The organism is Halobacillus sp. Cin3, assembly GCF_947311855.1.
GTDB lineage: Bacteria > Bacillota > Bacilli > Bacillales > Halobacillaceae > Halobacillus > Halobacillus kuroshimensis.
In genome coordinates this window covers 38,121-63,320 of the sequence record NZ_CAMZMV010000003.1, presented here as the reverse complement: position 1 = coordinate 63,320, position 25,200 = coordinate 38,121, and the positions used below count along the sequence as shown (strand labels likewise).

The 25,200-nt window shown below is 45.9% G+C and carries 23 protein-coding genes; 10 read left to right on the top strand and 13 right to left on the bottom strand.

Features of this window, described 5'->3' with window-relative positions; genetic code table 11:
• Positions 1 to 71: 71 nt before the first annotated feature.
• Positions 72 to 3,182 carry an efflux RND transporter permease subunit gene (locus tag QMA39_RS11080; RefSeq protein ID WP_281658769.1) on the top strand — a complete coding sequence of 1,037 codons (3,111 nt, stop codon included), beginning with the start codon at positions 72 to 74 and terminating at the stop codon, positions 3,180 to 3,182.
• Between the two features lie 254 nt (positions 3,183 to 3,436).
• A complete protein-coding gene (locus QMA39_RS11075) occupies positions 3,437 to 3,571 on the top strand; it encodes a hypothetical protein (protein ID WP_277988120.1) in 135 nt (44 codons plus the stop codon).
• Between the two features lie 319 nt (positions 3,572 to 3,890).
• Here QMA39_RS11075 and QMA39_RS11070 read toward each other — a convergent pair whose 3' ends face one another.
• From QMA39_RS11070 to QMA39_RS11060, 3 genes are all read right to left on the bottom strand, one after another.
• Positions 3,891 to 4,478 (bottom strand): TetR/AcrR family transcriptional regulator, encoded by a 588-nt coding sequence (locus QMA39_RS11070; RefSeq protein WP_281658768.1) that lies wholly within the window; start codon positions 4,476 to 4,478, stop codon positions 3,891 to 3,893.
• Positions 4,479 to 4,852: 374 nt separating this feature from the next.
• Positions 4,853 to 5,167, bottom strand: coding sequence for a multidrug efflux SMR transporter (locus QMA39_RS11065; protein ID WP_206934772.1), 315 nt, complete (start codon positions 5,165 to 5,167; stop codon positions 4,853 to 4,855).
• A 1-nt stretch (position 5,168) separates the two neighbouring features.
• The gene (locus QMA39_RS11060) at positions 5,169 to 5,525 is read right to left on the bottom strand and encodes a multidrug efflux SMR transporter (protein ID WP_206934773.1); all 357 of its coding nucleotides are present in this window, start codon (positions 5,523 to 5,525) and stop codon (positions 5,169 to 5,171) included.
• A 470-nt stretch (positions 5,526 to 5,995) separates the two neighbouring features.
• On the opposite strand from QMA39_RS11060, the gene QMA39_RS11055 reads away from it, so the two are divergent.
• Both QMA39_RS11055 and QMA39_RS11050 read left to right on the top strand, forming a co-directional pair.
• Positions 5,996 to 6,166 (top strand): hypothetical protein, encoded by a 171-nt coding sequence (locus QMA39_RS11055; RefSeq protein WP_156896506.1) that lies wholly within the window; start codon positions 5,996 to 5,998, stop codon positions 6,164 to 6,166.
• A gap of 20 nt (positions 6,167 to 6,186) precedes the next feature.
• The gene (locus tag QMA39_RS11050; protein WP_206934775.1) at positions 6,187 to 6,477 is read left to right on the top strand and encodes a hypothetical protein; all 291 of its coding nucleotides are present in this window, start codon (positions 6,187 to 6,189) and stop codon (positions 6,475 to 6,477) included.
• Positions 6,478 to 6,518: 41 nt separating this feature from the next.
• Here QMA39_RS11050 and QMA39_RS11045 read toward each other — a convergent pair whose 3' ends face one another.
• The 5 genes from QMA39_RS11045 to QMA39_RS11025 all read right to left on the bottom strand — a co-directional run bounded on the left by QMA39_RS11045 (position 6,519) and on the right by QMA39_RS11025 (position 12,314).
• Positions 6,519 to 7,343, bottom strand: coding sequence for a protein phosphatase 2C domain-containing protein (locus tag QMA39_RS11045; RefSeq protein ID WP_206934777.1), 825 nt, complete (start codon positions 7,341 to 7,343; stop codon positions 6,519 to 6,521).
• An 18-nt stretch (positions 7,344 to 7,361) separates the two neighbouring features.
• Entirely contained in the window at positions 7,362 to 9,068 is a 1,707-nt protein-coding gene (locus tag QMA39_RS11040) for an iron ABC transporter permease (protein WP_281658767.1), read from the bottom strand.
• Positions 9,052 to 10,101 carry an ABC transporter ATP-binding protein gene (locus QMA39_RS11035; protein ID WP_206934780.1) on the bottom strand — a complete coding sequence of 350 codons (1,050 nt, stop codon included), beginning with the start codon at positions 10,099 to 10,101 and terminating at the stop codon, positions 9,052 to 9,054. Before QMA39_RS11035 ends, QMA39_RS11040 begins: the two co-directional genes overlap by 17 nt.
• 87 nt (positions 10,102 to 10,188) lie before the next feature.
• The gene (locus tag QMA39_RS11030) at positions 10,189 to 11,244 is read right to left on the bottom strand and encodes an extracellular solute-binding protein (protein WP_206934783.1); all 1,056 of its coding nucleotides are present in this window, start codon (positions 11,242 to 11,244) and stop codon (positions 10,189 to 10,191) included.
• A gap of 212 nt (positions 11,245 to 11,456) precedes the next feature.
• Positions 11,457 to 12,314, bottom strand: a complete 858-nt coding sequence (locus QMA39_RS11025) for a glycerophosphodiester phosphodiesterase family protein (protein ID WP_281658766.1) — start codon at positions 12,312 to 12,314, stop codon at positions 11,457 to 11,459.
• Positions 12,315 to 12,450: 136 nt separating this feature from the next.
• Here QMA39_RS11025 and QMA39_RS11020 point away from each other — a divergent pair, with 136 nt between their 5' ends.
• Both QMA39_RS11020 and adhP read left to right on the top strand, forming a co-directional pair.
• The gene (locus QMA39_RS11020; RefSeq protein WP_281658765.1) at positions 12,451 to 14,625 is read left to right on the top strand and encodes an extracellular solute-binding protein; all 2,175 of its coding nucleotides are present in this window, start codon (positions 12,451 to 12,453) and stop codon (positions 14,623 to 14,625) included.
• Between the two features lie 185 nt (positions 14,626 to 14,810).
• Positions 14,811 to 15,836 (top strand): alcohol dehydrogenase AdhP, encoded by a 1,026-nt coding sequence (gene adhP, locus QMA39_RS11015; RefSeq protein ID WP_281658764.1) that lies wholly within the window; start codon positions 14,811 to 14,813, stop codon positions 15,834 to 15,836.
• 48 nt (positions 15,837 to 15,884) lie between these two features.
• Here the strand turns inward: adhP and QMA39_RS11010 are convergent, their stop codons facing one another.
• Positions 15,885 to 16,634, bottom strand: a complete 750-nt coding sequence (locus QMA39_RS11010) for a hypothetical protein (RefSeq protein WP_281658763.1) — start codon at positions 16,632 to 16,634, stop codon at positions 15,885 to 15,887.
• On the bottom strand, positions 16,631 to 16,963 hold the full coding sequence (locus tag QMA39_RS11005) for a PadR family transcriptional regulator (RefSeq protein ID WP_206934796.1): 333 nt from the start codon (positions 16,961 to 16,963) through the stop codon (positions 16,631 to 16,633). The genes QMA39_RS11010 and QMA39_RS11005 overlap by 4 nt, the downstream gene beginning before the upstream one ends.
• 261 nt (positions 16,964 to 17,224) lie before the next feature.
• Here QMA39_RS11005 and QMA39_RS11000 point away from each other — a divergent pair, with 261 nt between their 5' ends.
• A complete protein-coding gene (locus QMA39_RS11000; protein WP_281658762.1) occupies positions 17,225 to 17,866 on the top strand; it encodes a hypothetical protein in 642 nt (213 codons plus the stop codon).
• Between the two features lie 86 nt (positions 17,867 to 17,952).
• Here QMA39_RS11000 and QMA39_RS10995 read toward each other — a convergent pair whose 3' ends face one another.
• The gene (locus QMA39_RS10995) at positions 17,953 to 18,900 is read right to left on the bottom strand and encodes a restriction endonuclease (protein WP_281658761.1); all 948 of its coding nucleotides are present in this window, start codon (positions 18,898 to 18,900) and stop codon (positions 17,953 to 17,955) included.
• A gap of 310 nt (positions 18,901 to 19,210) precedes the next feature.
• On the opposite strand from QMA39_RS10995, the gene QMA39_RS10990 reads away from it, so the two are divergent.
• On the top strand, positions 19,211 to 20,209 hold the full coding sequence (locus QMA39_RS10990) for a tRNA-dihydrouridine synthase (RefSeq protein ID WP_281658760.1): 999 nt from the start codon (positions 19,211 to 19,213) through the stop codon (positions 20,207 to 20,209).
• A gap of 107 nt (positions 20,210 to 20,316) precedes the next feature.
• On the opposite strand, the gene QMA39_RS10985 is transcribed toward QMA39_RS10990, so the two are convergent.
• Positions 20,317 to 20,529: a hypothetical protein gene (locus tag QMA39_RS10985; protein WP_281658759.1), complete on the bottom strand. Its 213-nt coding sequence runs from the start codon at positions 20,527 to 20,529 to the stop codon at positions 20,317 to 20,319.
• 377 nt (positions 20,530 to 20,906) lie between these two features.
• Here QMA39_RS10985 and QMA39_RS10980 point away from each other — a divergent pair, with 377 nt between their 5' ends.
• Positions 20,907 to 21,566, top strand: a complete 660-nt coding sequence (locus QMA39_RS10980; protein WP_281658758.1) for a metalloregulator ArsR/SmtB family transcription factor — start codon at positions 20,907 to 20,909, stop codon at positions 21,564 to 21,566.
• Positions 21,567 to 21,827: 261 nt separating this feature from the next.
• Positions 21,828 to 23,054, top strand: coding sequence for an MFS transporter (locus QMA39_RS10975; protein ID WP_281658757.1), 1,227 nt, complete (start codon positions 21,828 to 21,830; stop codon positions 23,052 to 23,054).
• 1,509 nt (positions 23,055 to 24,563) lie between these two features.
• Here QMA39_RS10975 and QMA39_RS10970 read toward each other — a convergent pair.
• On the bottom strand, positions 24,564 to 24,920 hold the full coding sequence (locus tag QMA39_RS10970; protein ID WP_281658756.1) for a membrane lipoprotein lipid attachment site-containing protein: 357 nt from the start codon (positions 24,918 to 24,920) through the stop codon (positions 24,564 to 24,566).
• Positions 24,921 to 25,200: the final 280 nt, after the last annotated feature.

Genomic DNA, 25,200 nt, shown 5'->3' with positions numbered 1-25,200 from the left:
TGGTTGTTCATATTCAGTTCATACAACGGTTTTATGATAAGGCTACCATCTTGAAAAAGGAGCCATGATGTATGAACTGGTTAACAAAATTCAGCTTAAAAAATACGGTCGCCATCCTGATTCTGACGGTCCTTGTGATCGCCATGGGAATCTTTGCGACGGACAAAATCAAAGTGGAAACCTTCCCGGACGTCAGCTTTCCTGTCCTGACGGTCCAGACGGTCTATCCGAACGCCTCGACGGAGGAAGTGGAGGAAAACGTGACCACCCCTCTCGAGGAAGCCCTTCTGAACATGGAGGACTATGACGCGATTACGAGTACGTCTCAGGAGAACGCGTCTTTTATTACCATCACCTATCCATTCGGTGAAGATATCGAAGAAGCTCAATCAGACATCACCAATGCAATCGCCGATGTAACGACACCGGAGGATGCGGAAACCGAGGTGACCGCTCTGTCGATCAACTCGACACCGGTCTACCAGGCCGCGCTTTCCTCCGATGACCTGCAGGCGCTTCAGGCTGATGTAGAAGATACGATCGTTCCGACGCTTGAAAACCTTGAAGGTGTAGCTGGTGTCCAGGTGACGGGAAGTGAGGAGTCGAAGCTGCAGATCGAAGTGGATGAAGAAGAAGCTTCCACGTACGGACTCACACTATCTTCCATCCTTGATGCTGTTGAGCAGTCCGAATACAAGCTTCCCGCCGGCTCCCTCCAGCAGGACGGTTTGTCCACACCGGTGGAAATCACAGGAACACTTGATGATGTGACCGCTCTTGAAGACCTCACCATTCCGGTTACATCGGCCGGTGCTCAACAGCAGCAGCCGCCACAAAATGCAGGGTCTGAGGCTGCCGCAGGAGCACAAGCAAATGCAGCTGCACAGCCGGAACCGGAAGCCCCTCAGGAAGTGACCCTCGGGGAAATCGCCGATATCACTCAAGTGACCGAGCGCAGCGAAGTATCCCGCTTCAACGGGGAAGACAGTGTATTGATTGAAGTAACAAAAACCCAGGACGCCAACACGGCCGACGTTGCCGATGCGGTGAAGTCCTATTTAAATGAAGAGGTGGATGACAGCGGCTATGAGCTGTACACCGTCCTCGACCAGGGCGAAGAAGTGAACAAATCCATCTCCGCATTGTTGAAGGAAGGCGGATTCGGTGCCTTGTTCACCGTCATCGTCATCCTGCTTTTCCTAAGAAACATCCGGGCGACGATCATCGCGATTCTGTCGCTGCCGATTTCGATTCTCGGATCGATCGCCCTGCTTGAAACATTTGATTACACCTTGAACATTATGACGCTCGGCGGTATGGCCGTCGCCGTCGGACGAATCGTCGATGACAGTATTGTCGTCATCGAGAACATCTACCGCTGGAAACAGCAGTATCCGGAAATGAAGCAGCGGGATGTCGTCTTCAAGGCGACGAAGGAAGTGCTCGGCGCTGTCGCCTCTTCCACGATCGCGACACTGATCGTCTTCCTGCCGCTCGCCTTTGTCGGCGGTATTCTCGGCGAATTTTTCCGACCGTTCAGTCTCGCCGTTGTGTTCTCGATCACCATCTCCCTGCTGGTCGCTCTCATGCTTATCCCTGTGCTCGGCAAGTTCTTCTTCAAGGACGTGAAGCACGAGGAAAAAACGAGCCGGCTGGCCACATGGTATGAAAAATTCTTAAGAGGATCCTTGAAGAAGAAAGGACTCGTCTTCACCCTTTCGTTTGTCCTGTTGTTCGGATCGTTCTCCTTCATTCCGGCACTCGGAGTATCGTTCCTGCCGAGTGAAGGCAGTGAAACGTTCGAAGTCGAACTCACCCTTCCGGATGAGACGACGTTTGAAGAAACGACAGCGCTTGCGCAGTCGATGGAAGCCACCCTTCTGGATGACGATCAGATCGACTACACGCAGGTATCCATCGGCTTTTCCAGCCAGCGGCAGCTTCCAGGCATGAATGCATCTGTTTCTGAAAACATCGCCCGCTTCTACGTCCAGCTTCAGGAGGACGTCCAAGCCGATGAAGTAATGAACGACTATGAGAAAGATCTGCTTGCCCAGGCGCAGGATGCCTACCCGGATGCTGTTGTGAATGCTGCGGAAGTCCAGCAGGATGGGCCGCCATCCGGCAATACGATTGATGTGAATTTGTACAGTGATGAGAATGAAGATTTGAGAGAGGCCGCCAACCAGGTCGCCCAGCTTTTTGAACAAAACGATCAATTAAAGAATGTATCCAACGATATGGAGGATACGCAGACGAAATACGATATCTCCCTGAACGAGGATGGCAGAGACCTTGGCGTGAGCCCGTATCAGCTGATGCAGCCGATCCGCGAACGACTTCATCCCCTTGATGGGGGCACGCTCACCCTGACTGAGGAATGGGAGATGGAGCTTGCCTTCGATGAAACCTTCGCAACGAAGGCGGATATCGAAACGTATACCATCATGACACAGGACGGTGCCAAAGAGCTGCAGGAAATCGCTTCGATTGAAGAAGTGGAAGTGCCGAAATCCATCAAGCACCAGGACGGTGAAACGGCAAGCACGGTCTCCGCGACGATCATCGGAGACGACACCGCCGCCGTTTCCCGTGACGTGGAGGCCGATGTCGACTCCCTCACCCTGCCGGACAGCGTGGAAGTGGATCTGACCGGAGGACTGGAAATGATCAACGAAGGCTTCGCCGACCTCGGGCTAGCCATGGCCGCAGCTGTCGGACTCGTTTTCCTTGTACTCAGCATTACGTTCGGAGGCATCCTGACACCGATTGTCATCCTGTCCTCCCTGATCTTCATCCCGATCGGCTCGCTCGCCGGCTTGTTCCTATCCGGCCAGACGTTGTCGATGAGCGCAATGATCGGAATGCTGATGCTGATCGGAATCGTCGTCACCAACGCCGTCGTGCTGCTTGACCGTGTTGAAAGCAACCGCCGCGAAGGACACGAGCTCACAGAAGCGATCGTCGAAGCGTCCCGTACGCGTCTGCGGCCGATTCTCATGACCGCCCTGGCCACGATTTTCGCTCTCGTGCCGCTCGCCCTTTCGAACTCGGCTTCCGGGCTGATTTCCAAAGGACTTGCGATTACGGTCATCGGTGGCCTGACGACATCGACGCTGCTCACCTTGATTTTTGTACCGGTCTTCTATTATGCGGTTGGGAAGTTCCGGAGAATGGAATAGATGATGGAACCCGCAGGCCTTTGAGGTCTGCGGGTTCTTTTATCATGTGGCTTATTTTGCTTAGACTTCAATAATTTCGTTCGTTATTAAATCATAATTTTTTCTAAAAACTTTAAAAAGGGTATCTAAGTATGAAAAAATGACCAAATAAATAGATAAAAAGGAGATCTGGAGCTATCGGTGGAATCGCCGTTGGTGACGTGCATCACTTTGGCACTTGCTGGTGGTGGAATACTATACAGGGTGGTTTTGTAATGAGCGATAAAAGAGACAATTCCAATGAAATCAACATGAGTAAAAAACGATTTTATGTAGTGTTCGGTGGCACGATTGCTGTCGTTATTCCCCTTTATGCCGTAGTCTCTCAGGGTATCGAAAGACTGTTTTAATAAAAGAGTGCTCTTTGGTAGTACACCCCGGAAGTTAGAACGAAAAATCTAACTTCCGGGGTGTTTTCTTTGGCAGGATAAAGTAATAAATTTAAATAGAAAGTGATATGGTAATCTTCAAGGATACGCTCGTTAACTGAAAATGTACTCTATTCCTAGAGATAATCAAAATTCGCGTTGCTTTGTGCCTGTCAAGCATTCAGAGAAGATGGGTTAAAAAGAAAGCAATTCAGGCAAGTCTATCCTTTCCAATTTAAATTGAATATATTAAACTATACGATTCAGACAGGAGCATCTAGTTTTAAATTTCTTAATTATTCTACTTTTGAATTCCATTCCAAAAGGTTATCCATGTATCATCTAACCTTCTTCTATACTCTTCATAAGAAAAATTCATCAAATACATGAGGGCACCATCTAGAATACATAAAAAAGAATTGGCTATTACGTCAATATTCACAAATTTATTGTTTTCTTCTCGACCTTCATTTAAAACACGATTCACCAATGATTTGATGGCCTTCTCCATTTCGAAGTACATCGTATTAAACTTATCTTTGAAGTCCTTGGGAGGAATAATCATAAACCTTTTAATAAAATGCCCTAAACTGTTATTGTAAAAATATTCATTCAGCCCAATTAATATATTGTATAATTTAGCTTCCGTTGTAAGGTCCGCTAAGTCATTGTCTATATTTTGAATGTAATGAATATATTCGAGCATTGTTGTATCCATGACTTCTTCAAATAGGCGGTCTTTACTAGAGAAGTAAGCATAAATTGATGGTGCTTTAATATTTGTCCTGGTAGCAATATCTTTCATGGAAGTTTCTTCATATCCATTAGTTGCAAAAGTGATTAAGGCATTGTTTACTATCCTTTTTTTCGTTTCTTCTCCTTTAGTCACGGGATTCTCTCCTTTATAATACTTACTCCATTTTAAAAAATTGACGCTATTGATATTGTTTTTTTAATATTATTCTTTCTAAGAATTTTGAAGTAGCCTCTGTCCCAACAAATAGTAGAATACCTACTAGTGAACATTACATTATTCAACATATGTGTTGGAGATGATATGCCTGGTAAGCCCCATACGCCATCAAATAAATACCAAAGGTGTCTAAGGTTACTGCTTTATCTGCTTCTGTTGCTCCTCTTAGAGTTCGATATACCAGAATTAATAGAAATATTGATATTAAAATCAAACAAAATCAACGGTTAATAAGACTATATCATTCATCGCAACTTTCCTCTCCATGATGCATCATCAACGAGTAGCCCTTATGACAATAATTTAAGGCCTACAATACATCCGATTATGCCCCCTACGAAGATGAGTTTCTTCAAATCCTTCCGTTCTTTAAAGATGAACATTCCTAACAAAACACTGCCAGCTGCCCCAATACCCGTCCAAATACCATATCCAATACTGATAGGGATTTCTTTTAAGGATAAGGATAGTAATACAAAACTCGACCCCATAAAGATAACAAAAGCCAGGGAGGGTTTCATTTTTGTGAACCCTTCAGCCATTTTTAGAGATATTACTCCTCCAACCTCCAACAAACCCGCAAACATTAAATAAAGCCAACTCAATTTATACACCTCTTTCTTGAACAGAGTCATTTTCATTAGAGTCTTCTGATACTAATTTCAGTCCAATGATACAACTAATAAGAGTAACTAACAGAATCAGTTTTACAATGCTGAAAGCATCTCCTAAAAACAACATCCCCACGATCCCTGTTCCAAATGCTCCTATACCTGTGAAGATAGCATAAGCTGTAGAAACTGGCATAGAAACAAGCGACTTAGAAAACATCCAAAAACTCACAATCATAAGAATTAATGTTGGAAAAACTACACTCATATTTGTAAAACCGTTTGAGAATTTCAGACCAAAAGCCCATCCCACTTCACATAAACCAGCAATGATTAAATAAAACCATGCCATATTCAATTACCTCCTTTAAATAATCTAACTAACGTTAGTTAGATTATATGGACTATTTGAATTAAAATCAACCCTTCCAATCAATTGATCTCGTTTATTTCGAAATTCTGCACTTCCTTCTCAAAGAGCTCCGCATCGATATAGGTGACCGAAACGCCAAGGTCGGCCGCTCTTCCCCGCCTGCTGATAACCTCGGTACAGCCGCCATAAAAGACTGGTGTCCCCGTGGGATATCTCGTCTATTTGACGAACTTCTTCCACAGGACGCTTTTGGAAACAGAAACAGGTGAAACCCTCGTATCTCCCCCATCTATAAAAGTATCCCCCCGCTTCCTTTTTTAATAAGGAGCGGGGGATACTTTTTATCTCATCCAAAGAACTTTAATGGGATTTAATTCCATTATAAGCAGCCTATGATACACTAAGATTATCCAAAACGATGATGGAACCCAGCCACTGGAGGCCCGCTTATGAAAGAAAAATACTTGATACCCATCCTGATCTTTTTCGTCTTAGGATCCGCTGCAATTAGTCGTATCCATTCGCTCAGCCAAACGTTTAAATCGTTCTTTTACGGTACCGCTTTAGTCGTTCTCCTTGTGATAGGGATGATACGCACCTATCACTATTTCAAATCCTGATGGTAAGGAGTTGATCGTAAATGAAGCTGCTTAAGATCGGTGGAGGTGGGCTCAAAATGGCCATCCTTTATATCGTTCTTACCCTCCTGTCTCCTTTCATCCTCCATCTGACCGGGAGGCGAAATGTCCTGTCCGAGCCTGAATGGATGGGCGGAAATCTTTGGTTCATTGAAGTAAATGAACATGAAATGTATGCAACAGCAACAGCGACGGGAATCAGCCTTTCCTTTCTTCTTGGAGTTGTTTTGTATATCCTGCTTCACTTTTTCTTTTCCTTTAGAAAAAAGAAGCGGAACGTCATTCCTTCATAAAAAAAGAAGAGCACCTGTGTCGATCGACACAGGTGCTCTTGTCATGACAGCTTCATCCTTACGTACGTCCGGTCATCGTAGGAGATATGTGGGGACTGCACCCCTTTGGTGGATTGGAAAACCCGATGGCACAACGGATCTTCCTCAAGAGTCTCCGCCAGTCGTTGTTCTGTTTTTTCAAGGGTTGGAAGTAATGAAGGATATCCGTCACTGGCCAGAACCAACTCCTCCACCCCCTCCGCCGGAACAATTTTGATGTCGCTTTTGTTCATCGGAAAGCCGTCGGCAACCGTGTAAGCGAGCGGTGATTCCGACGGCAGGTTTTGATAGAGGTACTGCTGTTTTTGAAACGGTGCAAGATCACGGGCGCTGAGGTCGCGCTCCACAAGGTCCTCGACTGAATAAGATTGGAGATAGCGGTCCAGAAGCTGGACGCGCATGTCAGCAAGGAGCTGGTCCACCAGTTTTTCATTCGTCTCCACCCGGCCGTCCAGCATACACTGACAGTCACCGATCATCCATACTTCCATGTGATGCTTTGAATAAAGAATCAGGTTCGCTCCCATCCGTTTGTGAGGATGGACTGTGACTTCTTCAACAAGCTGGTGCTCAACGTAATAGGCGTTCAAAGCAGCTTCTAATTGCTCTGCCGCTTCTTCCATGGAAACGTCCGCCTGAAAATGCCGGATGGTCTCCACGATCCGCTTCACAGCGATTCTTGCCGGAGAGACGCCCCCGTATAAATCCTTTTCTTTTGGCGTCATCCCATCTATGACGGCGGCAAAGTCATCCGTCACCATATAAGCGTCTTCATTGTTTTCTTCCCTCCCTGTTTTGGACAGGGTCAGTGCTTCTACCATCTCCATGTGGCCACTCTCCTTCTACTACTTGGATTTCCTGCCGTACACAAAGTACAGCGCCACGGATGAAATCACCATCAATACGACCGAATAGACGAGCATAAGCGCCTTTGCATCCGTGGACGCCTGCGGATCGGTACTACTTTTGATGACGATGCCTAAAGGTTCAAGCAGCGGCTGGAACAGGAATACCGTCAAATCATAATCTGCCAGCATGTTGTTGAAGTTCAACACCATAACCGCAAGCGTGGACGGAAGGATGACGGGAAGCAGGATTCTACGGAACGTATACATAGAAGAAGCTCCTAAATTTTTTGCTGCTTCTTCAAGGGAATGATCGATGGTGAAGAACGCCGCTTTCAGCATGCGCAGGGTGAACGGAAGCTGGACGATGATATAAGCGACCAGCAGCATCCATACCGATCCGGTCAGCACCTGGTTTCCGAGCAGGCTGTTCGGTTTATCATACGTAAGAATCAGACCGAGCGCAATCAATGTTGATGGCAGCAGCCAGGGAATCATCATTGAATATTCCAACAGCTGGGTGTAGATGTTTTTATGCCGCTGCAGAATCCGGGAAACGAGCAGCGTGATCATCACCACGATGAAAGCGGACGCCGCCGAATACGCGATACTGATGAAGTACGGGCGGAAAGCGGAAAAGTCCGTAAACAGCAGCAGATAATTGTCCAAGGTGAAATGGTCGAGAGCCAGTGTCGCATTTTCGATGCTGAACGTATCGGTAAAGGAAAAAATGATGATCAGCACAACAGGCAGCGCATAAATGACGAATAACAGATAGGCGGCGATATGAACAAGCGCATTGGCCCATTTGTTTTCGATCTTCTGCTTTTTGATCGTCGACTTCACCTTCGATACGGAAATGAAATTGCCGTTGTTCTCCATCCGCTGCATGAACATAAGCAGCACCATCGTAGCAATACCAAGAACAATCGAGAGGATGGCCGCGATATCCCGGGAGGTGACGCTTTTGGCAAAGGTCAGGATCATCGGGTTGATCGTCTGGAAATCCTGTCCGCCGACAATCAATGGAGCGGACGTCGCACTCAATCCAATCAGAAAGATGAGGATGGTCACGGCAAATATTGTCGGCTTCAAGACAGGAAGCACCACTCTCCGGATAATATAAAAATCGGAGGCTCCCATGCTTTTGGCCGCTTCAATCGTCTGATAATCCACCTTCTTGATCGCGTTCGACAGGAAAATGACGTGGTTGGAAGTAATCGCAAACGTCATGACGAAAAGAACCGCCCCATACCCCGTAAACCACCCTGTATCAAAGCCCGGGAAGATCCCCGCAAGCAGATTGGTCAAAAATCCCTGCTCCCCGTAAAGGAATTTATAGCCGGCCACAAGCACCACACCACTGTAGATGAGCGTCGTGTAGTATCCGAGCGAAAGCACCCGGATGCCTTTGATATCAAAGTAATTCATCACAAGGACGAGGAAAATCCCGACGATGTTCACCGTCATGACAAGCGAAACCGCCAGCAGGAAGCTGTTGATCAGACTCTGCACGGCCCGGCTGGAGCTCACCAGCTTATTGACCGCCTCCAGGGACAGCGATCCGTCAATGATGAAGGTCGTTTTCAACAGGTTCACATTCGGATAGATCAGAAAAGCGACGATGAACCACGCAAAGAACAAAGCGATGAGCAGGACGGCGAGTTTGGTTGAAGCCGTCCCCCTCCATTTATTGATCCACTGCATAGCTGTGTCTCTCCCGATAAGTCATCACATCATGGATATCGATATAAATATCCACTTCGTCCCCAATGTTGTGAGGGGCTCTTCCATCTTCCCTCTCAATACTCTTTATAACGGTGCCGTTGACGAGAAACGAGTATTTCGTATACACGCCGTAGAATTCCGCATCCTCCACCCGGCCTGTCAGTTTGAGGACAGACGCTTCCTTTCCGCCCCGCCACTGACGGGTATGAACCCGTTCCATCCGGACATAGTGACGCTCATGTTCCAGATAACCGCCGCCCATCTGCTCATTCAGCTCTTTGACGACAGGAGTCTCCAGATGGTTGATGTCGCCGATGAAATTGCAGACGAACTCGGTTTCGGAGTGGCTGTAAATTTCCTTGGGTGTTCCGACCTGCTCTACGACACCCTTATTGAAAACGGCAATCCGGTCCGAAAGCGTGAGCGCCTCCTCCTGATCATGCGTCACATAAATGGCGGTGATCCCGAACTGTTTCTGCAGATTTTTCAACTCTCTCCTCAACTGGACACGCAGGCGGGCGTCGAGGTTGGACAAGGGTTCATCCAGCACGAGGATACGGGGCTTAAGGACGAGCGCTCTCGCAATCGCCACCCGCTGCTGCTGCCCACCGGATAGCTCGGACACCTTCTTTTTCAGCTGTTCTTCACTGAGGTCGACCTTGGCCGCCATATCGCGGACCTCCCGATCGATCTCCTGCTTCGGCACTTTCTTCACCTTCAAGCCAAAGGCGATATTTTCATAGACATCAAGCGTCGGAAACAAGGCATAGCTTTGGAAGACCATGCTGACTTCCCGTTTTTCTACAGGCAGCGATGTAATGTTCTCGCCGTTCAGGAAAATCTCGCCTTGTGACGGATGGACAAAGCCGACGAGACTGCGCAGCGTCGTCGTTTTCCCGCACCCGGACGGACCGAGAAGGGTGAAAAATTCCCCTTCGCGCACGTTCAGGTTCAAATTCTTTACTGCTACGAAATCTCCATAGTTGATCTGCACATTTTTGAATTCAATCACAATCGCTTATCCTCTCTCTATAAAATTCCCTCACTCATGGAAAGAGGAACAGCCCAAGTATTGGACTGTCCCCCATGCTATTCCTTCTTAAGGAAGCAGCTGCAGTTCAACCTTTTCGACCCATTGATCTATGTTTTCTGAAACGAATCCCCAGTCAATATCCTGAACAGTCACGGACTCAGCAAGCTCCTTCGTCGCTTCATCTGCATATTCCAAGGCTCCTTCATTCGCCGGCAGGGTGGAGAATTCCTCCGTCCACTTTCCTTGGACTTCACTGCTGCCGAACCAATCGACGAACGCTTCCGCCGTGTCCTGCTGTTCTGTACCTTCTACAATGGCCACCTGCTCAACGACGTGTGGAACGCCCACTTCCGGCGTGGCATACGCTACATCCACACCGAACTCTTCCTCTTTCGGCACGATGCCGCTCGACCAGATGCCTGAAATCGGTACACTTCCATCAGCGACCTTCGCGAAAAAGTCTTCCCCTTCTGCCGGGTGATAGCCGTTCGTTAAGTATTTTTCAAGCTCGTCCCAGCCTTCCTGGGAAATCCCGTACTCGCCGTTCTCATCCTTATAGCGGTTCAAGATGCCAGCGATGATCGCCCGGCCGGTTCCACCTTCATGACCCAGGATGGCATACTGTCCGTGGTACTCCTCGTTGTTCCAAAGCTCCGGCCAGTCTGCCGGGGCAGAGGACGCGTCATAGTTCTCCGTATTGTAAATCATAAGAATCGCCTGTTTGACGATGGAATGATAGTAGCCTTCCGGGTCATTGATGTCACCCTGGATCTCTCCTGCCCAAGATGGAACGTACTCAGCAAGCATGTCCTGCTTTTTGAAATTTTCATAGTCCATCGTGGACAACCCGTAAACGACGTCGGCGACCGGGTTGTTCTTTTCTGCGACAAGACGGTTGGCGATATCTCCGCCGCCACCCTCAACGATTTCAATATCAAAGCCCTTTTCAGACGCCTGTTCCTTCAGCCAGTCGCCACGCCCGTCAGAAGCGGAGTTCGTATAGACCACCAGCGGCTCCTTCGCCGACTCCCCTTCCGCTGCCGATTCCTCTGTTCCTCCACATGCCGCAAGAAGCGTCGTCAAAGCCAAGCCTGTCGTCAACATCATGTTCTTTAATTTCATCTCATCCATCTCCTTAAGTATCCATATGAAATAAAAGCGGTCCTTCCTTGTTTTCGTCCTTCCCCTCATTTTTGGAACGTGTCAATTTTGATTCTAGAACCAAAAACCGCTGCGGTAAATACTAAAAACAACTTCTTTACATACTCTTAGCAATCCATTTACAAACAAAAAAAACACCCGCTGCAAAAAATGCAGCGGGTGCCTGGTATGGTTTATCGATTCAATTTTCCATCGATGTACGGAACGAGAAGAGACGGCCAGTCGGTTTGAATCATGTCGACACCCTTATCGATCAGTCTGCCCCAGCCGTACTCAGGGCCGTGGATCAATGACGTGTTGTCATCCAGACCAGCATACAATATTTTTTCATCATCGAGGGTAATGGCATTCGCCCAGACGAACAAGCCGGCGTCATGCACCCGGCGGATGACAGCATCGTCAAACAGCGGGTGGTCCTCGGAATCTGCAATCAGCTCGATGCCGACAAGATTGATGCCGGGACTGCTCATGACCACCTCCAGCTCTTCCACCGTCTGAACAATCGGCATGTACATGTATTTCCGCTCATGGTTCTGCAGCTGCCCGAGATAATCGCGGTGGACAGGACTCTTCAAAATGAGCTGATCCATCATGTCATAGCCATCCAGCAGCGGCAGAAGCTCTGCCCAGTCCTGCCAGGAGCGGTCGATGTTCAGGAGCGTATCCCCTTTCAGAAAGCGCAGGCCGTCATCCAGACTCTCGACCCGATAACTCACAGGCAGCGAAAGGCTGTTGTAATACGTCATGGCGGCCACCGCCTCCGTCGTCATCTCTCTTATATTCTGATCCACGCCGAAAAGACGCTTTTCCTCACCATCATGGAAAAGATAAAAATTCCCATCAGCTGTCCTGGAGACGTCGATTTCCAACGCGTCACTCCGCAGACGGAGCGCAGCCTGAAAGGCCGGAATCGTATTCTCAATGATGTTTCCTCCAGGCAGCCCTCTATGTACCGCTGTAAGCACCTGCTTTTCCTCAAGCTTCCGGCTCAGCAGCCCGTTGATGTGCTGATACTCCTTTTTTCCTGCCACAAAACCCCTCCCCCATCGTCTTACTATTTTCACGGATAAATATATACATGATATTGGAACGTGTCAATACTGGAATCCCATGTTATATTAGAAAAAGATACATACGGATACACCGCAGTAATGGAGGTTTGTAAGAGTGACAACAATTAAAGATATCGCTAAAAAAGCCGGCGTTTCACACGGGACGGTTTCAAATGTATTGAACAAAAGAGGCAATGTGAGTGTAAAAAAAATCAAGATGGTGGAAGAGGCGGCCCACGCCCTCGGTTATAACCTGAACCGAAAAGCCCATACGCTGCGCTCAGGGACGAACCATGCCGTTTCCCTTATCCTGCCGAGCCTCGAGCAGACGGAGTATGTCCAATTTTATGAAGGCGTAAAAAAATCCTTACGTGAACAGGGATACTCCGTCCACCTGTATATCACCTATGACCTCCCCCACTATGAGGAAAAGATTCTTGAGGAAATCGCCGCCGAACGGGTGACAGGGGTTCTGGCCGTTTCCTGCCTTGATGATGCCCGTACCTATTATGAAAAACTGCACATTCCGGAAGATCACGTCGTGTTCATCAACCGCCAGGTCCGGAACAGCCGGGCGTCTGTATCGTTCGACTTCACCGAGGCGGGCAGAGATATCGCCGCCTACATTTTAGATCAGGGCTTTGAGTCCGTCGGTCTATTTACAGGGGAGGAAAAACACTCCAATGAGCGCAGCTTTACAGACGTGCTGGCGAGAGACCTCAGTTTTCTTCCGACCCGTATTGAACGGACAACGTTGCAGCAGGCGCACAGCGCGGCGTTTTCCTTTTTCAAGGACCAGTCCTTCGATGTTCTCGTAACAAGCAGCCCGAACTTTGCCGATCACTTACGGAAGGCGCACACGTTCGGGTCACTACATCCTATGCCCGCACTGATTACCCTGGACCCGTCCACACGTGGAGCGGGGGCGGATACAGTTTCTTATCTCCAAAACTATCAGCTTCTCGGAAAAAAGACGGCCGGCTGGCTGCTGGATCATGTCCATGATGTGAAGACGATGGAGCCTCACGTGATTCTTTCAAATAAAGGGTTTGTAGATACGGAGGTTACCGCATCTACAAACGGTTCCGATACGATCAAGCTGCTGACTCTGCCCAGTCCGACTACAGATGCTCTGCAGAAGATCCTGCCCCATTTCCAGAAGCAGACCGGGATCCGTGTCGAGGTGGATGTCCAGTCGTTCGACCAGATGTACGAGGAGTTAATGTCCAAATCGCAGGAGAGGGATCATGACTTGATCCGTCTCGATATGGCTTGGCTTCCTTGGCTCGGGGAGGAACTGTTCACCCCCCTTCAAGGGCTGGATGGAGAAATCGACGACAGACTCGCGTCACTGCCCAAGTATTTGAAGCGCAACTATTCAGAAGTGAACGGCCAGGCGCTCGTCCTTCCTTTTGATCCAAGTCTGCAGATGCTCTTTTACCGGAAGGATTTATTTGAGGACCCGAAAATCAAGCGGATGTTTTATGAAACGTATAAAAAACAACTGACGATTCCGGAAGACTTCGAGTCGATGAATGAGATCGTCCATTTCTTCTCTCGCGCAGCTTACAGCGATTCGCCGATCGAATACGGGACAGGGATGATCTTAGGCAAGCCTTCGATCATGGCCCTCGATTTCCTCGCCCGCTACTACGAGCGAGGCGGACGCCTCGTCCAGGAGAATCATTTGATGCTCGATCCAGCTAAAGCAGAAGCGGCGCTGGAGAACTACTTGGAAACGGTGAAAATGGCTAAGCCGTTTCTGAACCAGTGGTGGACCGAAGAGGTAAGCAGCTTCGCCCGAGGCGAGATGGCGATGATCATCGGATTTATCAACCATGCTTCGAAAATTTCACTGAGTGAAGTCGGTCCGCTGGTCGGTTCCGCCCTCCCGCCAGGAGGCTCTCCGATTTTAGGCGGCGGTGTTATCGGTCTTTCCAAGCAGAGTAGAAAAACCGACGCGGCTCTCACCTTTTTGAAATGGATCCATGAAGATGCCGTCGCTGAGCAGATCACGATGCTCGGAGGTACGACAGCAAAGCTTGAGGTGTGCGACAACCAGACCATTCACTCGCTGTACCCGTGGCTGTCCAATTCGTATGATACGAAATTCAAAGGGATCCGGGAGAAGCAGTTCAAAGACGGCTCCTATTTCAATACGAAAGCGGTCGAAGAAATTATCGGGACGTCCCTGCAGCGTTCCCTCAGTCAAAAACACGCGGTTTCCGACATCATTGCGGAAATCAACGCCAAGCTCGAAAACTATGCGGATACTTTTGTCCGATCATAACTGAAGAAAAGAAACGCCCTGCTTTTACACGGAAGCAGGGCGTTTCTGATTGGTTCTCCTCAACGTTCATACTTTGTTCAATATTTCACAAAGTTTCCTTCGTTACTAGTGCTATGATGAATATGTAAGGAAGATCTTCTCCACATACCATTTCATTATTCATTGAATATAAGGGGGAAACGCATATGAAAGCTGTTGTAGTCAATCCACATGCAAAAGCAAATGTTGAAGTTATTGAAAAGGATGTCCGTCCACTGCAATCCGGGGAAGCCCTCGTCGATGTGGAATACTGCGGGGTCTGCCATACGGACCTGCACGTCGCTGCTGGTGATTTCGGTGATGTCGAAGGTCGTGTTCTTGGGCATGAAGGCATCGGCGTTGTTTCACAAATCGCTGATGATGTCACAAGCTTGAAGGTCGGCGACCGGGTGAGCATCGCTTGGATGTTCCATGCCTGCGGGCGCTGCGAATACTGCACGACCGGACGGGAAACGTTCTGCCGGAATGTCCAGAACGCCGGTTACAGCGTCGACGGCGGTATGGCCGAGCAGTGCATCGTGACAGCTGATTATGCGGTAAAAGTACCCGACGGACTCGATCCGGCTCAGGCGAGCAGCATCACCTGCGCCGGCGTGACGACGTATAAAGCGATCAAAGTATCTGATGTGAAAGCCGGTCAGTGGATCGCCATCTACGGCTGCGGCGGCTTGGGCAACCTTGCTATCCAGTATGCCAAGCACGTCTTCAACGCCAAAGTGATTGCGGTCGATATCAATGACGATAAGCTCGCCCTCGCCAAAGAGATCGGCGCCGACATGACAATCAATCCAACAACGGACGGAGATGCAGAGAAAGTCATCCAGGAACAGCTCGGCGGTGCGCACGCCTCTGTCGTTACGGCGGTTTCTAAAAAAGCCTTCAACTCTGCTGTCGATGCCGTCCGCGCCTGTGGTAAAGTCGTAGCGGTCGGACTGCCGTCTGAAACGATGGATTTGAACATTCCAAGACTCGTCCTTGATGGCATTGAAGTGATCGGCTCTCTCGTCGGTACGCGTAAGGATTTAGAGGAGGCCTTCCAATTCGGAGCCGAAGGAAAAGTCGTTCCTGTCGTGCAGACACGCCACCTTCACGAAGTTCAGGACGTCTTTGAGGAAATGGAACAAGGTAAAATCCAAGGCCGAATGGTGATCGATTTCCATCAGCACGAATGATAAAAACCGCCCGTGCCTGCTCCGGCACGGGCGGTTTCTTTATGTCGTCTACTTTCTTTTTTCCATAAAGGTATGAATCACGATATACAAAAAGATCAGCCCTAAAGGAAGGAACGCCTCAACCATCAGACTCGTATCGGCCTGGACGCCTGCTGCTTCCAGGAGCAAAGGCGGCACATAGTAGACCAGCGCTACGAAAACCAAGAAGAAGCTTTTCCACTTCCAAGCGAGCGCCACAAGGGTCAGAGCGGATAAAACGAGGATGGCCCCTTCCGCTGTCGGTCCAGCCGTCCATACAGCCGGTATCGAAAGCATTTGATCCATGAAAATCAATCCCATGAACAACAGCAGGAACCCGCCACTGATAACCGCATAGAAGGTGAATTCCTTTTTCTTCGTCGGACGCTTAGAGGATACGTAGCGGAAGGCCAAAATTATGGCTCCTAAATAAAGCAGGGCGATGACAGGATAGCCGAGCAGTTCGAGAAGCGAATACGACAGCTCCCCTTCCAAAGCATCTCCAAGCAGCAGGAAGGCGACGATACCGAGGATAAACCCCTGGATCCACCCGGCGATCTGTTTCTTATCCAAAGGCATCTCCCCCGCCAGTTCCTTCATATACTTTTCCGGAGACTTTCCTGTGATATGCTCCGTGCTTTTTCCTTCTTGTTCAGCTTCAAGGAGATGATCCTCAAGTTCTTCTGTAATCTCCTCCACCTCGGCTTCATTCCTGCCACTCGTAAGCAGATACAGCCTTAGATGATCGACGAATTCCCGGCTTTCCTCTGATAAAGTCATATACGCTCTTCCCCTTCCAGTAAATTCTCAACGCCACCGGAAATGCTTTTCCACCGGACTTTGAAGGCTTCCAGTTCGTGTCGGCCTTCTTCAGTAATGGCGTAGTATTTCCGCTGCGGGCCGCCGGACGGATGCTTTTTCTTCGTCGTGGTGACCAACCCTTCTTTTTTCATTCGCAGAAGCAGCGGGTAAATGCTCCCCTCCTTAACCATGGAAAAGCCATAGCCGTTCAGTTTTTCGATCATTTCATAGCCGTAGGTCTCCCCTTTTCCGATAATGGCGAGCAGACAGCCTTCAAGAATTCCTTTCAACATTTGGCTCGACGACATCCAGACGTTCCCCTCTCCATCATTCTTGCATTGCAAGGTAGTTAGGCAAAAAATAAAAACGTTCTATATTGTTATGCAAGTTAGTTTAAGCTTAACTCTAATCACCATTAACTTCAAGTTATTTTCCAAATAATCTCACCTGAATAAGTGTTAAAATTTGTAATTCGTTAATATATTAGATTTGTATTCTCAAATAAAGTGCCATAGGAAAGGTGGAGGTTAATGTTCAGATTCTCTTTCTTACCGCTCCTGCTCATTTTCATGCTGTTGATTTCAGGGTGTCTTTCAGCATCCAGTGAAACGGAAAACGAAACCGTTCACCCAGATGCAGTCCCTTCTAACAAGGAACAGGAGAATAGTGACACCTCTTCCTCACCTGAAGCCTCAAACCTCCTGAAGTATCAAGAATACCAAGACGCCATTGCGGCCGTTCATGGGGCTTATCTTTACGCTTTAAGACCTATGGAAGACTTCTTTATCCTGGATGCTGATTACGGCGATAGTCCTGTAGATAACAAAGAATGGATGGATATGATGGACAAGTCCTTAGAAAACTTTCGGAAGGGAAACGATCTTCTTTATTCCATAAAGACTGTGCCTGTCGAGGTAGAAGATATTCACGCCCACTTCCTGAGCATGGCTGAAAGCCTGGAAATTTACATCGATTTATACCCCAGGGTAATGGATAAGGCCAAAACAGAAGAGTATAGACAGTCAAGAGAATCCATCAATGAGTCCCTGTCTTACATCAAAGCCAAAGATGCACTTAATGATGTGATGTTCAACTACAATGAAGCCGATAACCTGATGAGAGAGTTTGGAGAAGAAAATGGACTTGAAAATTTCTACATTTTTAACGATGAAGAAAAGGGGCATATGAACTCACAGTTTAATGGGGAGTAAGGTTCTACAAACCAAGTATATTCGGAATCAAAGGCACAAATAAAAGCACCTGCAGCTATTGTTATACAAGCCAGGTGCTTATTCATTTATGTGAGTGCATTCAGTTTCTTCAAATATAATTTCGCTATCTCTTCCTGACCGATCATCCGCCACTCGATGTCCCGGCCCAGTTCCTGTTTCGTTTCTTCCATTCTCATTCTAAAACTATCTTCAAAACTCTTTGATATATCTCCCATGATGAAAAGGTAAGCATAATTAGATTCGGAATTCTGACTGCAGCGGATAAGATCTTCAATCGGCTTTTCCGTTTTCACGTTTCCCTGATAGTTCTTACATTGAACCGGAATATTATCAAGGATGTCTGAGTTACTAAAAGGATCGAGAATTTTAATGGTCAGATCCCATCCCTGTCCGGAATCCCCTGCTTTTTTCACCTCAACTCCAGCCATCGATTCAATCAGTTCTTTCACGAAGCCTTCAAAGTGCGCGCTCGGCCATTTTTGTGAAATTCTTTCATACGTCTTCTTGATTAACTCCTCTTCCAACGCCTGTGATGCAAAAAGGGCGGCATCTCCTTCTTGATTTAACTTCTCAAAATCCTCCCCGCCCTCCCTTGAAATTTTTTCAATGCGTTCAAGATTATCGAGAGCATCAGAGTTGTAGATCTCATAATACTGACCACGCTTGCTGAGGTGATGACGCAGCTGCTGGGACACCATTTTGGAATCCACTCGAATAAACTCATTGGTTAACAGGCGGCACTCAACATAATGGTTGAAATCATCCATCTCCGGGTCCGTAGAACCGTATTCCCCTGTCACTTCTGCGATAAGAAAATTCCTCAATGGCCTCTTCAGCTGAATGACCAACCGGTCTCCAACAGTTAAACGCTTCATCAAAAACTGGGTGTATCTCCACGTCACTTTTTCGTTTGATGTCCGCTGCGATGGAGATTTCTCCTTAATTTTTCTCAAATCAGACCCAGGTCCGCTCCAACCAAATCTTGCTCTGCCATTCTTCAGTTCCTGAATCATCCAATCTTCCTGCCCGGAAAACGTCGCGACAAATTTAAAGTAACGGGTGATAACCCTCCACTCCCTTTCTTTTTAATGCACCGCCCCCCTATATTTTACCATAAATTAACTCAATAATCAGACTATTTACAGCGTATTCCTGCTTATGTATTTATACCCACTCCAACCATCTCGTTCCCTTGCACTTTTCGTAAGATACTATTAAAGTATATACTGGTTGAAATCCATTCAATATGGTAATGGATATAGATAGCGTCGCTTTTTAGCTTTGGGAATCAAACTTCTCATAAAGAAAGGGTTCAGATATATTATGAAAGATAATTTTTGGCATGAGCTGCCCCGGCCGTTTTTCATTCTAGCGCCGATGGAAGCCGTGACAGATGTTGTGTTCCGTCATGTGGTGACGGAAGCGGCACGACCTGATGTGTTTTTCACTGAGTTTACAAATACAGAAAGCTACTGCCATCCGAAAGGGAAGGACAGCGTGCGCGGCCGCCTGACGTTCACAGAGGATGAACAGCCGATCGTCGCCCACATTTGGGGAGATAAACCCGAATACTTCCGCGAGATGAGTATCGGCATGGCGGAGATGGGCTACCGTGGGATTGATATCAACATGGGCTGCCCGGTTCAGAACGTAGCCGGAAATGGAAAAGGCTCCGGCCTGATCCGCCGTCCGGAAGTGGCTGCTGAAATCATTGATGCAGCGAAAGCCGGCGGACTGCCTGTCAGCGTAAAGACCCGTCTTGGTTACACAAACCTCGACGAATGGCGTCCATGGCTGAAGCACCTGCTGGAACAGGACATCGTCAACCTGTCCATCCACCTTCGGACGAAGAAGGAAATGAGTAACTACGATGCCCACTGGGAGCTGATCCCTGATATTATGGCGCTTCGCGATGAAGTGGCCCCGAACACGCTGATCACGATCAACGGAGACATCCCTGACCGTCAAAAGGGACTGGAGCTCGTTGAAAAATACGGCGTCGACGGCATCATGATCGGACGCGGTGTGTTCCACAATCCGTTCTGCTTCGAAGTGGAGAAGAAGGAACACACAAGTGATGAACTGCTTGATCTTCTACGTCTGCAGCTGGATCTTCACGACAAGTACTCTGAAGAGCTGGAGCCGCGTCTATTCAAACCGCTCCGCCGCTTCTTCAAAATTTATGTCCGCGGCTTCCGTGGAGCCGGTGAGCTGAGAAATCAGCTGATGGGCACCCATTCTACGGATGAAGTGCGTGCGCTGCTTGATGAGTTCGAGGAAAAAGGCGGCATAAAGGAAGAAGAAGGATTCACGATTTCTTAATCAGACGAAAGAGGAGAGCCTTACAGGTTCTCCTCTTTTATTATTTGGCTTATTCAACTAATGCCTCCAATCCTTGAAGACTTAGTCGTGAGATCTCCCACCTTTTGCTATCCTTCGTTTTTATAACGTTCCTCATTGAAGAAGTTTGATATGATTAACATCAATAATCCTATTACAATCATTGGGATGGATGCAGACCTTAACAAACTTGGAGTACCTTCAATTCCTATAATTTCACTAAATGCAAATCCCGCAGCAAACATCCATAACCCTAAATAAGCCAGCCATTTTCCCGTTGTGGTTTGCCTATTTGAAAACATCTGCAATCCCCTCTCTCAGCTATTGTGGTTTCACTTCATTTTTCTTTAAGTGATTTGACGAATGAATCAATAAGATATAAATATATCATATCAAATCTGCAGTTTTATGGAAAAAATAACCATATTTATCATATGTTCCCCCCGCCACCGAGTCTTTCACAACCCTGCCCCTATAATTAGTAAAAAAAGGATAACTTCACACTTTTTAATTCGATCAACTGAATACTTGTATATCAGAGTGAAATAAAACAATTGATAATTTCACCGATTAACCTCAGCATTATCTCCTTTCATTCGTTATTCTTTACAAGCCTATTCCAAAACGATACCATTAAACTATTAAGTTGAATAGTTTAATGCGAGGTGTGGATTTAAACATGGATGCAAGGTCCTTCAAAGATACCATTTATAACGAATTCTCTCGGATTGGCAAGGTGTTATCCAGTCCCAAACGATTAGAATTGCTGGATTTACTATCTCAATCACCGAAATCCGTCGAAGTTTTATCGAAAGAAACAAAAATGTCTATGGCCAATACATCTAAACATTTACAGGCATTACTAGAAGCCCGTTTAGTGATTTATGAAAAGGAAAAAAATTATGTCATTTATCACATAGCAAACCCTAAGGTAACGGACCTGCTTTTCTCTATTAAATCCATTGCTGAAGATCAAATTGCTGATGTCAATCTTCTACGCAAAGACTTTATTATGAGAGGGGATGAGTTGGAAACGTTAGAGCTGGAAGATTGGGCAGAACGTAAGGAAGAGGAAAATCACATATTGATTGATGTTCGACCGAAAATAGAATATTTAAATGGACATCTTGATGGAGCGATTTCCATCCCTATGGAAGAATTAAATACACATATAAGTGACCTTCCAAAGGACAAAAAAGTGATTGCTTATTGCCGAGGACCATACTGTGTTTATGCAACAGAAGCCGTTGAGTATTTGAAAGTAGAAGGCTTTGAAGCAGCTCGCTTGGAAGCGGGGATTCATGAATGGAACCTGTACAAAGAAAATTTGACCCACTAATCCATAGAGGAATAAAAATGCTAGTTCGTCAATATATGCACACAAATCCTATCGCATCTTCCTATTTGTTTGGCTGCGGTAACAAAGCTTCAGGAGTTGTAGTAGCCCCGTTGCAATGAAGAAGTTGATTTCTATATGGATGAAGCCAAACGGTTAGGAATGAATATTGTGTTGTCATTGACACTCACCTTCACGATGGAAAAAAATAACTAAAAAAAGAACCTGATGATCAATCAGGGTCTTTTTAAAGAGGGATTTAATATGAAAAAAGTTCAAGTAGGTGTTCGAGAAAATATTGTTCAATTTGTGTTATTAGTGGTCATTAACCTTTTTGTCGGCTCGATGGTCGGTTTAGAAAGAACTATTCTTCCGATTCTAGGAGAAGAACGGTTCGGATTATCATCCATGAGCGCAGCCCTATCCTTTATTATCAGCTTTGGTTTTTCAAAAGCGATTGTGAACTTCCTAGCAGGTAATCTAGCCGATCGGATGGGAAGGAAACAAGTGCTTCTCTTAGGTTGGGGAGTTGGATTATTCGTTCCGATCATGGTGATTTTCGCTCATGCTTGGTGGGTCGTTATTGTCGCGAACATCTTTTTAGGGATTAACCAAGCACTCACTTGGTCGATGACGGTTAACATGAAAGTCGATCTTGCTAAATCAACTCAACGAGGATTAGCCGTCGGTTTTAACGAATTTGCTGGCTATATCGGTGTTGCGATTATGGCAGCTATATCAGGTTATGTTGCTTCTACTTATTCTTTAAGTCCGGAACCCTTCTATATTGGAGTCGTACTCGTCCTCTTTGGATTTATTTTATCTCTTATCGTCCAAAATACAGACCAACATGTGAAAACGCAGGTGGAACAAGACAAAGTAGAGTCAGATACTGTTTCTACATGGGAAGTTTTCAAGCGAACATCATGGAAAAACCCTAATTTAGCTAGCAACAGCTTGGCTGGACTGACAACGAATTTAAAAGACGGAATGGCCTGGGGGCTTTTCCCGATTTTTCTTACGGCCGGCGGGTTAAGTGTTGGACAGATTGGTACGGTGGTCGCGATTTATCCAGCATCTTGGGGGTTATTTCAACTATTCACCGGTGTGTGGAGCGATAAAATAGGACGAAAAAAACTGATCGTGCCTGGAATGTTTGTCCAGGCATTATCATTGTGGTTCATCTTAATTGTAAATACCTATTCTTTATGGGTCATAGGTGCGGCACTACTAGGAATAGGAACAGCCATGGTTTATCCGACGATCCTTGCTTCCATAAGCGATGTGGCTCATCCGGAATGGCGTGCAACATCCATGGGAGTTTACCGGTTCTGGAGAGACAGTGGATACGCCTTTGGAGCATTATTTGCAGGAATCATTGCAGACTTTATTAATGTTAATTGGGCCATTGGCCTTGTCGCCGCCCTCCCCTTAATTTCCGGAATCATAGCATGGTTAAAGATGAAAGAAACGCTCCAAGCAAAAAATTGAATATAATTATAAGATATAAAAACACGCTTATCCAGAAAATAGATAGAGCGTGTTTCTTTAAACAACCGATTAAATGATGATTATCTCGAAACTAAGTCTTCAACTAACCTGCCCAAAACGTTAATAAGGGAGCAATTCGCTTGTGACAGATTCGCCCCCGTTTATGTAAGACTCGGATTCGAGATATCTCTTACTGTTCTTTTACTTTAGCACCCGTTAGTTGAACAATCTATGGTTATAACCTAATTCTATTTAGGTAAGATCATAAAATTTCGCTACTTTAATATAGGTTTATTTTTGATTATCTGGATGGCTATATTTCTTTAATATACTTGGGTTTACAAACCGTATTGAAATTACCTCCCCGCAATTTATACAGACAGTTAGTTCTTTTTCAAACTCTGGTACTTTTACAAATGAATTCCCACCACACCTCTTGCATTTTTGCATCTCATATCTCCCTACCTTACTTAGAGTTAAATGGATTTCATTATTTTATAACTTCCACACAAATGAGCATTATACCTTTTTGAAGTATACTGTGATCCGTCAGTTAATAGGTTAAACCACTGATATTACATGTGCATATGTAATGAAGGGCTAATGCTCTATTGAATAATCGTCCCCTATTGCTTAAAACTCGATGTCGAGATATTGAATAATAGGAATGTGTCCCTTGAACAAGCATCTTACATTATTAATAATTCTTGTATGATGAATACTTTAAAAAAGACAAAGTCCATTAAACCTTTGTTTTTTTGTATTTTTTTATAGCATATGTCCAACAAGCAGCACCAATCAACATAAGAATAACTGGTAGAGCTATAAGAGTACCAAAAAAAGCAAAAGCCTCCATAATAGCTCCTCCTTTCATAAGCTGTTACAATTATTCATTTTCAATATTTATTTAAATTTAGTTATGTAGCTAAAGATCATAAATACGTCCTTAAGCTATTGCCCCCGATATAGAAAGACTTGTTTTCAAGACACTTTAGTATAAGACTTTAAATTACAATCGTTGTATAAAAAAGAAATATTACTACACATCACTTTTTAAGTTACTTGCTACGATAAGATATACAAAGAAACTTACTCCAATACATCCTAATATTCCTGATAAAGTAAGCAAGACGTACTGCTCAACATACAAAATGCTTACAGCAAATATAGCAAAACAAAAGATGATCCCTAAAATATTTAAGATAGTATTCCTCTTGCCTTTCATAATCCCCACCCCTCCTGTTATAAAAACTCTTACTACATATACGATATCATCCTAATTGAGTTTCAAATTGCCTAATATCTCGAATTCAAGTCTTCAAGATAAGCCAAAAAAACGATGATGCTAGAACATTAGATTCTTACCAGTGTAGAACTCCCCTCAGCATCGACTGCTTATAAGCAGTCGATGCTGAGGGGGGTTCAAAGGTCAATTTCATTAGTTAAAGATGCAAAACAATTAACATATGATTCTAATATCCATAATTATGAAATTGCGCTCGCTAAAATCTACTCCAGTGTTAGTTTTTCTGTTTGCTGTGGACGGCCCCATTGAATTTCTACTTGTATAGGTTCACCTGTTTCAGGCGTGCAGCCTGAACATTGAGAAGATATCGTCACTGTTCTTTTATCTAATTTTTCCCATGTTTGAATGGTTTCTTCTTCGCTGATCGTAATTTTTAAGTTTTTCAATTCTTCATCTTTCTTGTAATGGAACGTAAATTCTCCATATTCTGTATCAGGTCCGTTATCTGCCGAGTATTCTCCCTCCCAGTTGCTGGATTCACCTGACAACATAATACTTTCATTTGCACACCCAGCTAAGACTAACGTAACTATAAACAAATATAATATTATTTTTTTCAAGGTCTGTACCTCCATTGCTATCACTGTAAATGAATATTGGTTGTTATGATTCGATTCTCAAGTTGCAGAACCTCTTTATCTTTTGTATAGAATCATGAACTAAAATTCTTAGGTGTTAGAGAAGAGGATTGTATAATCCAGGCCACTAACAGAGTCTTCGTAAAAAATCGGGACTCTAAGCCCCAACCTCCATACAAATGGGGTCACACGGATAAGTCTTCCTCGTAAAGAACATTTCCCTCTTGATCAAGTGCCCTCACTGATGGCATGGTCATCTTCC

Coding starts and splice junctions, on each gene's coding strand:
- QMA39_RS11080 (WP_281658769.1), top strand. CDS start 72: ATGAACTGGTTAACAAAATTCAGCTTAAAAAATACGGTCGCCATCCTG.
- QMA39_RS11075 (WP_277988120.1), top strand. CDS start 3,437: ATGAGCGATAAAAGAGACAATTCCAATGAAATCAACATGAGTAAAAAA.
- QMA39_RS11060 (WP_206934773.1), bottom strand. CDS start 5,525: ATGGCATGGTTTTATTTAATCATTGCTGGTTTATGTGAAGTGGGATGG.
- QMA39_RS11055 (WP_156896506.1), top strand. CDS start 5,996: ATGAAAGAAAAATACTTGATACCCATCCTGATCTTTTTCGTCTTAGGA.
- QMA39_RS11050 (WP_206934775.1), top strand. CDS start 6,187: ATGAAGCTGCTTAAGATCGGTGGAGGTGGGCTCAAAATGGCCATCCTT.
- QMA39_RS11045 (WP_206934777.1), bottom strand. CDS start 7,343: ATGGAGATGGTAGAAGCACTGACCCTGTCCAAAACAGGGAGGGAAGAA.
- QMA39_RS11040 (WP_281658767.1), bottom strand. CDS start 9,068: ATGCAGTGGATCAATAAATGGAGGGGGACGGCTTCAACCAAACTCGCC.
- QMA39_RS11030 (WP_206934783.1), bottom strand. CDS start 11,244: ATGAAATTAAAGAACATGATGTTGACGACAGGCTTGGCTTTGACGACG.
- adhP (WP_281658764.1), top strand. CDS start 14,811: ATGAAAGCTGTTGTAGTCAATCCACATGCAAAAGCAAATGTTGAAGTT.
- QMA39_RS11010 (WP_281658763.1), bottom strand. CDS start 16,634: ATGACTTTATCAGAGGAAAGCCGGGAATTCGTCGATCATCTAAGGCTG.
- QMA39_RS11005 (WP_206934796.1), bottom strand. CDS start 16,963: ATGTCGTCGAGCCAAATGTTGAAAGGAATTCTTGAAGGCTGTCTGCTC.
- QMA39_RS11000 (WP_281658762.1), top strand. CDS start 17,225: ATGCTGTTGATTTCAGGGTGTCTTTCAGCATCCAGTGAAACGGAAAAC.
- QMA39_RS10995 (WP_281658761.1), bottom strand. CDS start 18,900: ATGATTCAGGAACTGAAGAATGGCAGAGCAAGATTTGGTTGGAGCGGA.
- QMA39_RS10990 (WP_281658760.1), top strand. CDS start 19,211: ATGAAAGATAATTTTTGGCATGAGCTGCCCCGGCCGTTTTTCATTCTA.
- QMA39_RS10985 (WP_281658759.1), bottom strand. CDS start 20,529: ATGTTTTCAAATAGGCAAACCACAACGGGAAAATGGCTGGCTTATTTA.
- QMA39_RS10980 (WP_281658758.1), top strand. CDS start 20,907: ATGGATGCAAGGTCCTTCAAAGATACCATTTATAACGAATTCTCTCGG.
- QMA39_RS10975 (WP_281658757.1), top strand. CDS start 21,828: ATGAAAAAAGTTCAAGTAGGTGTTCGAGAAAATATTGTTCAATTTGTG.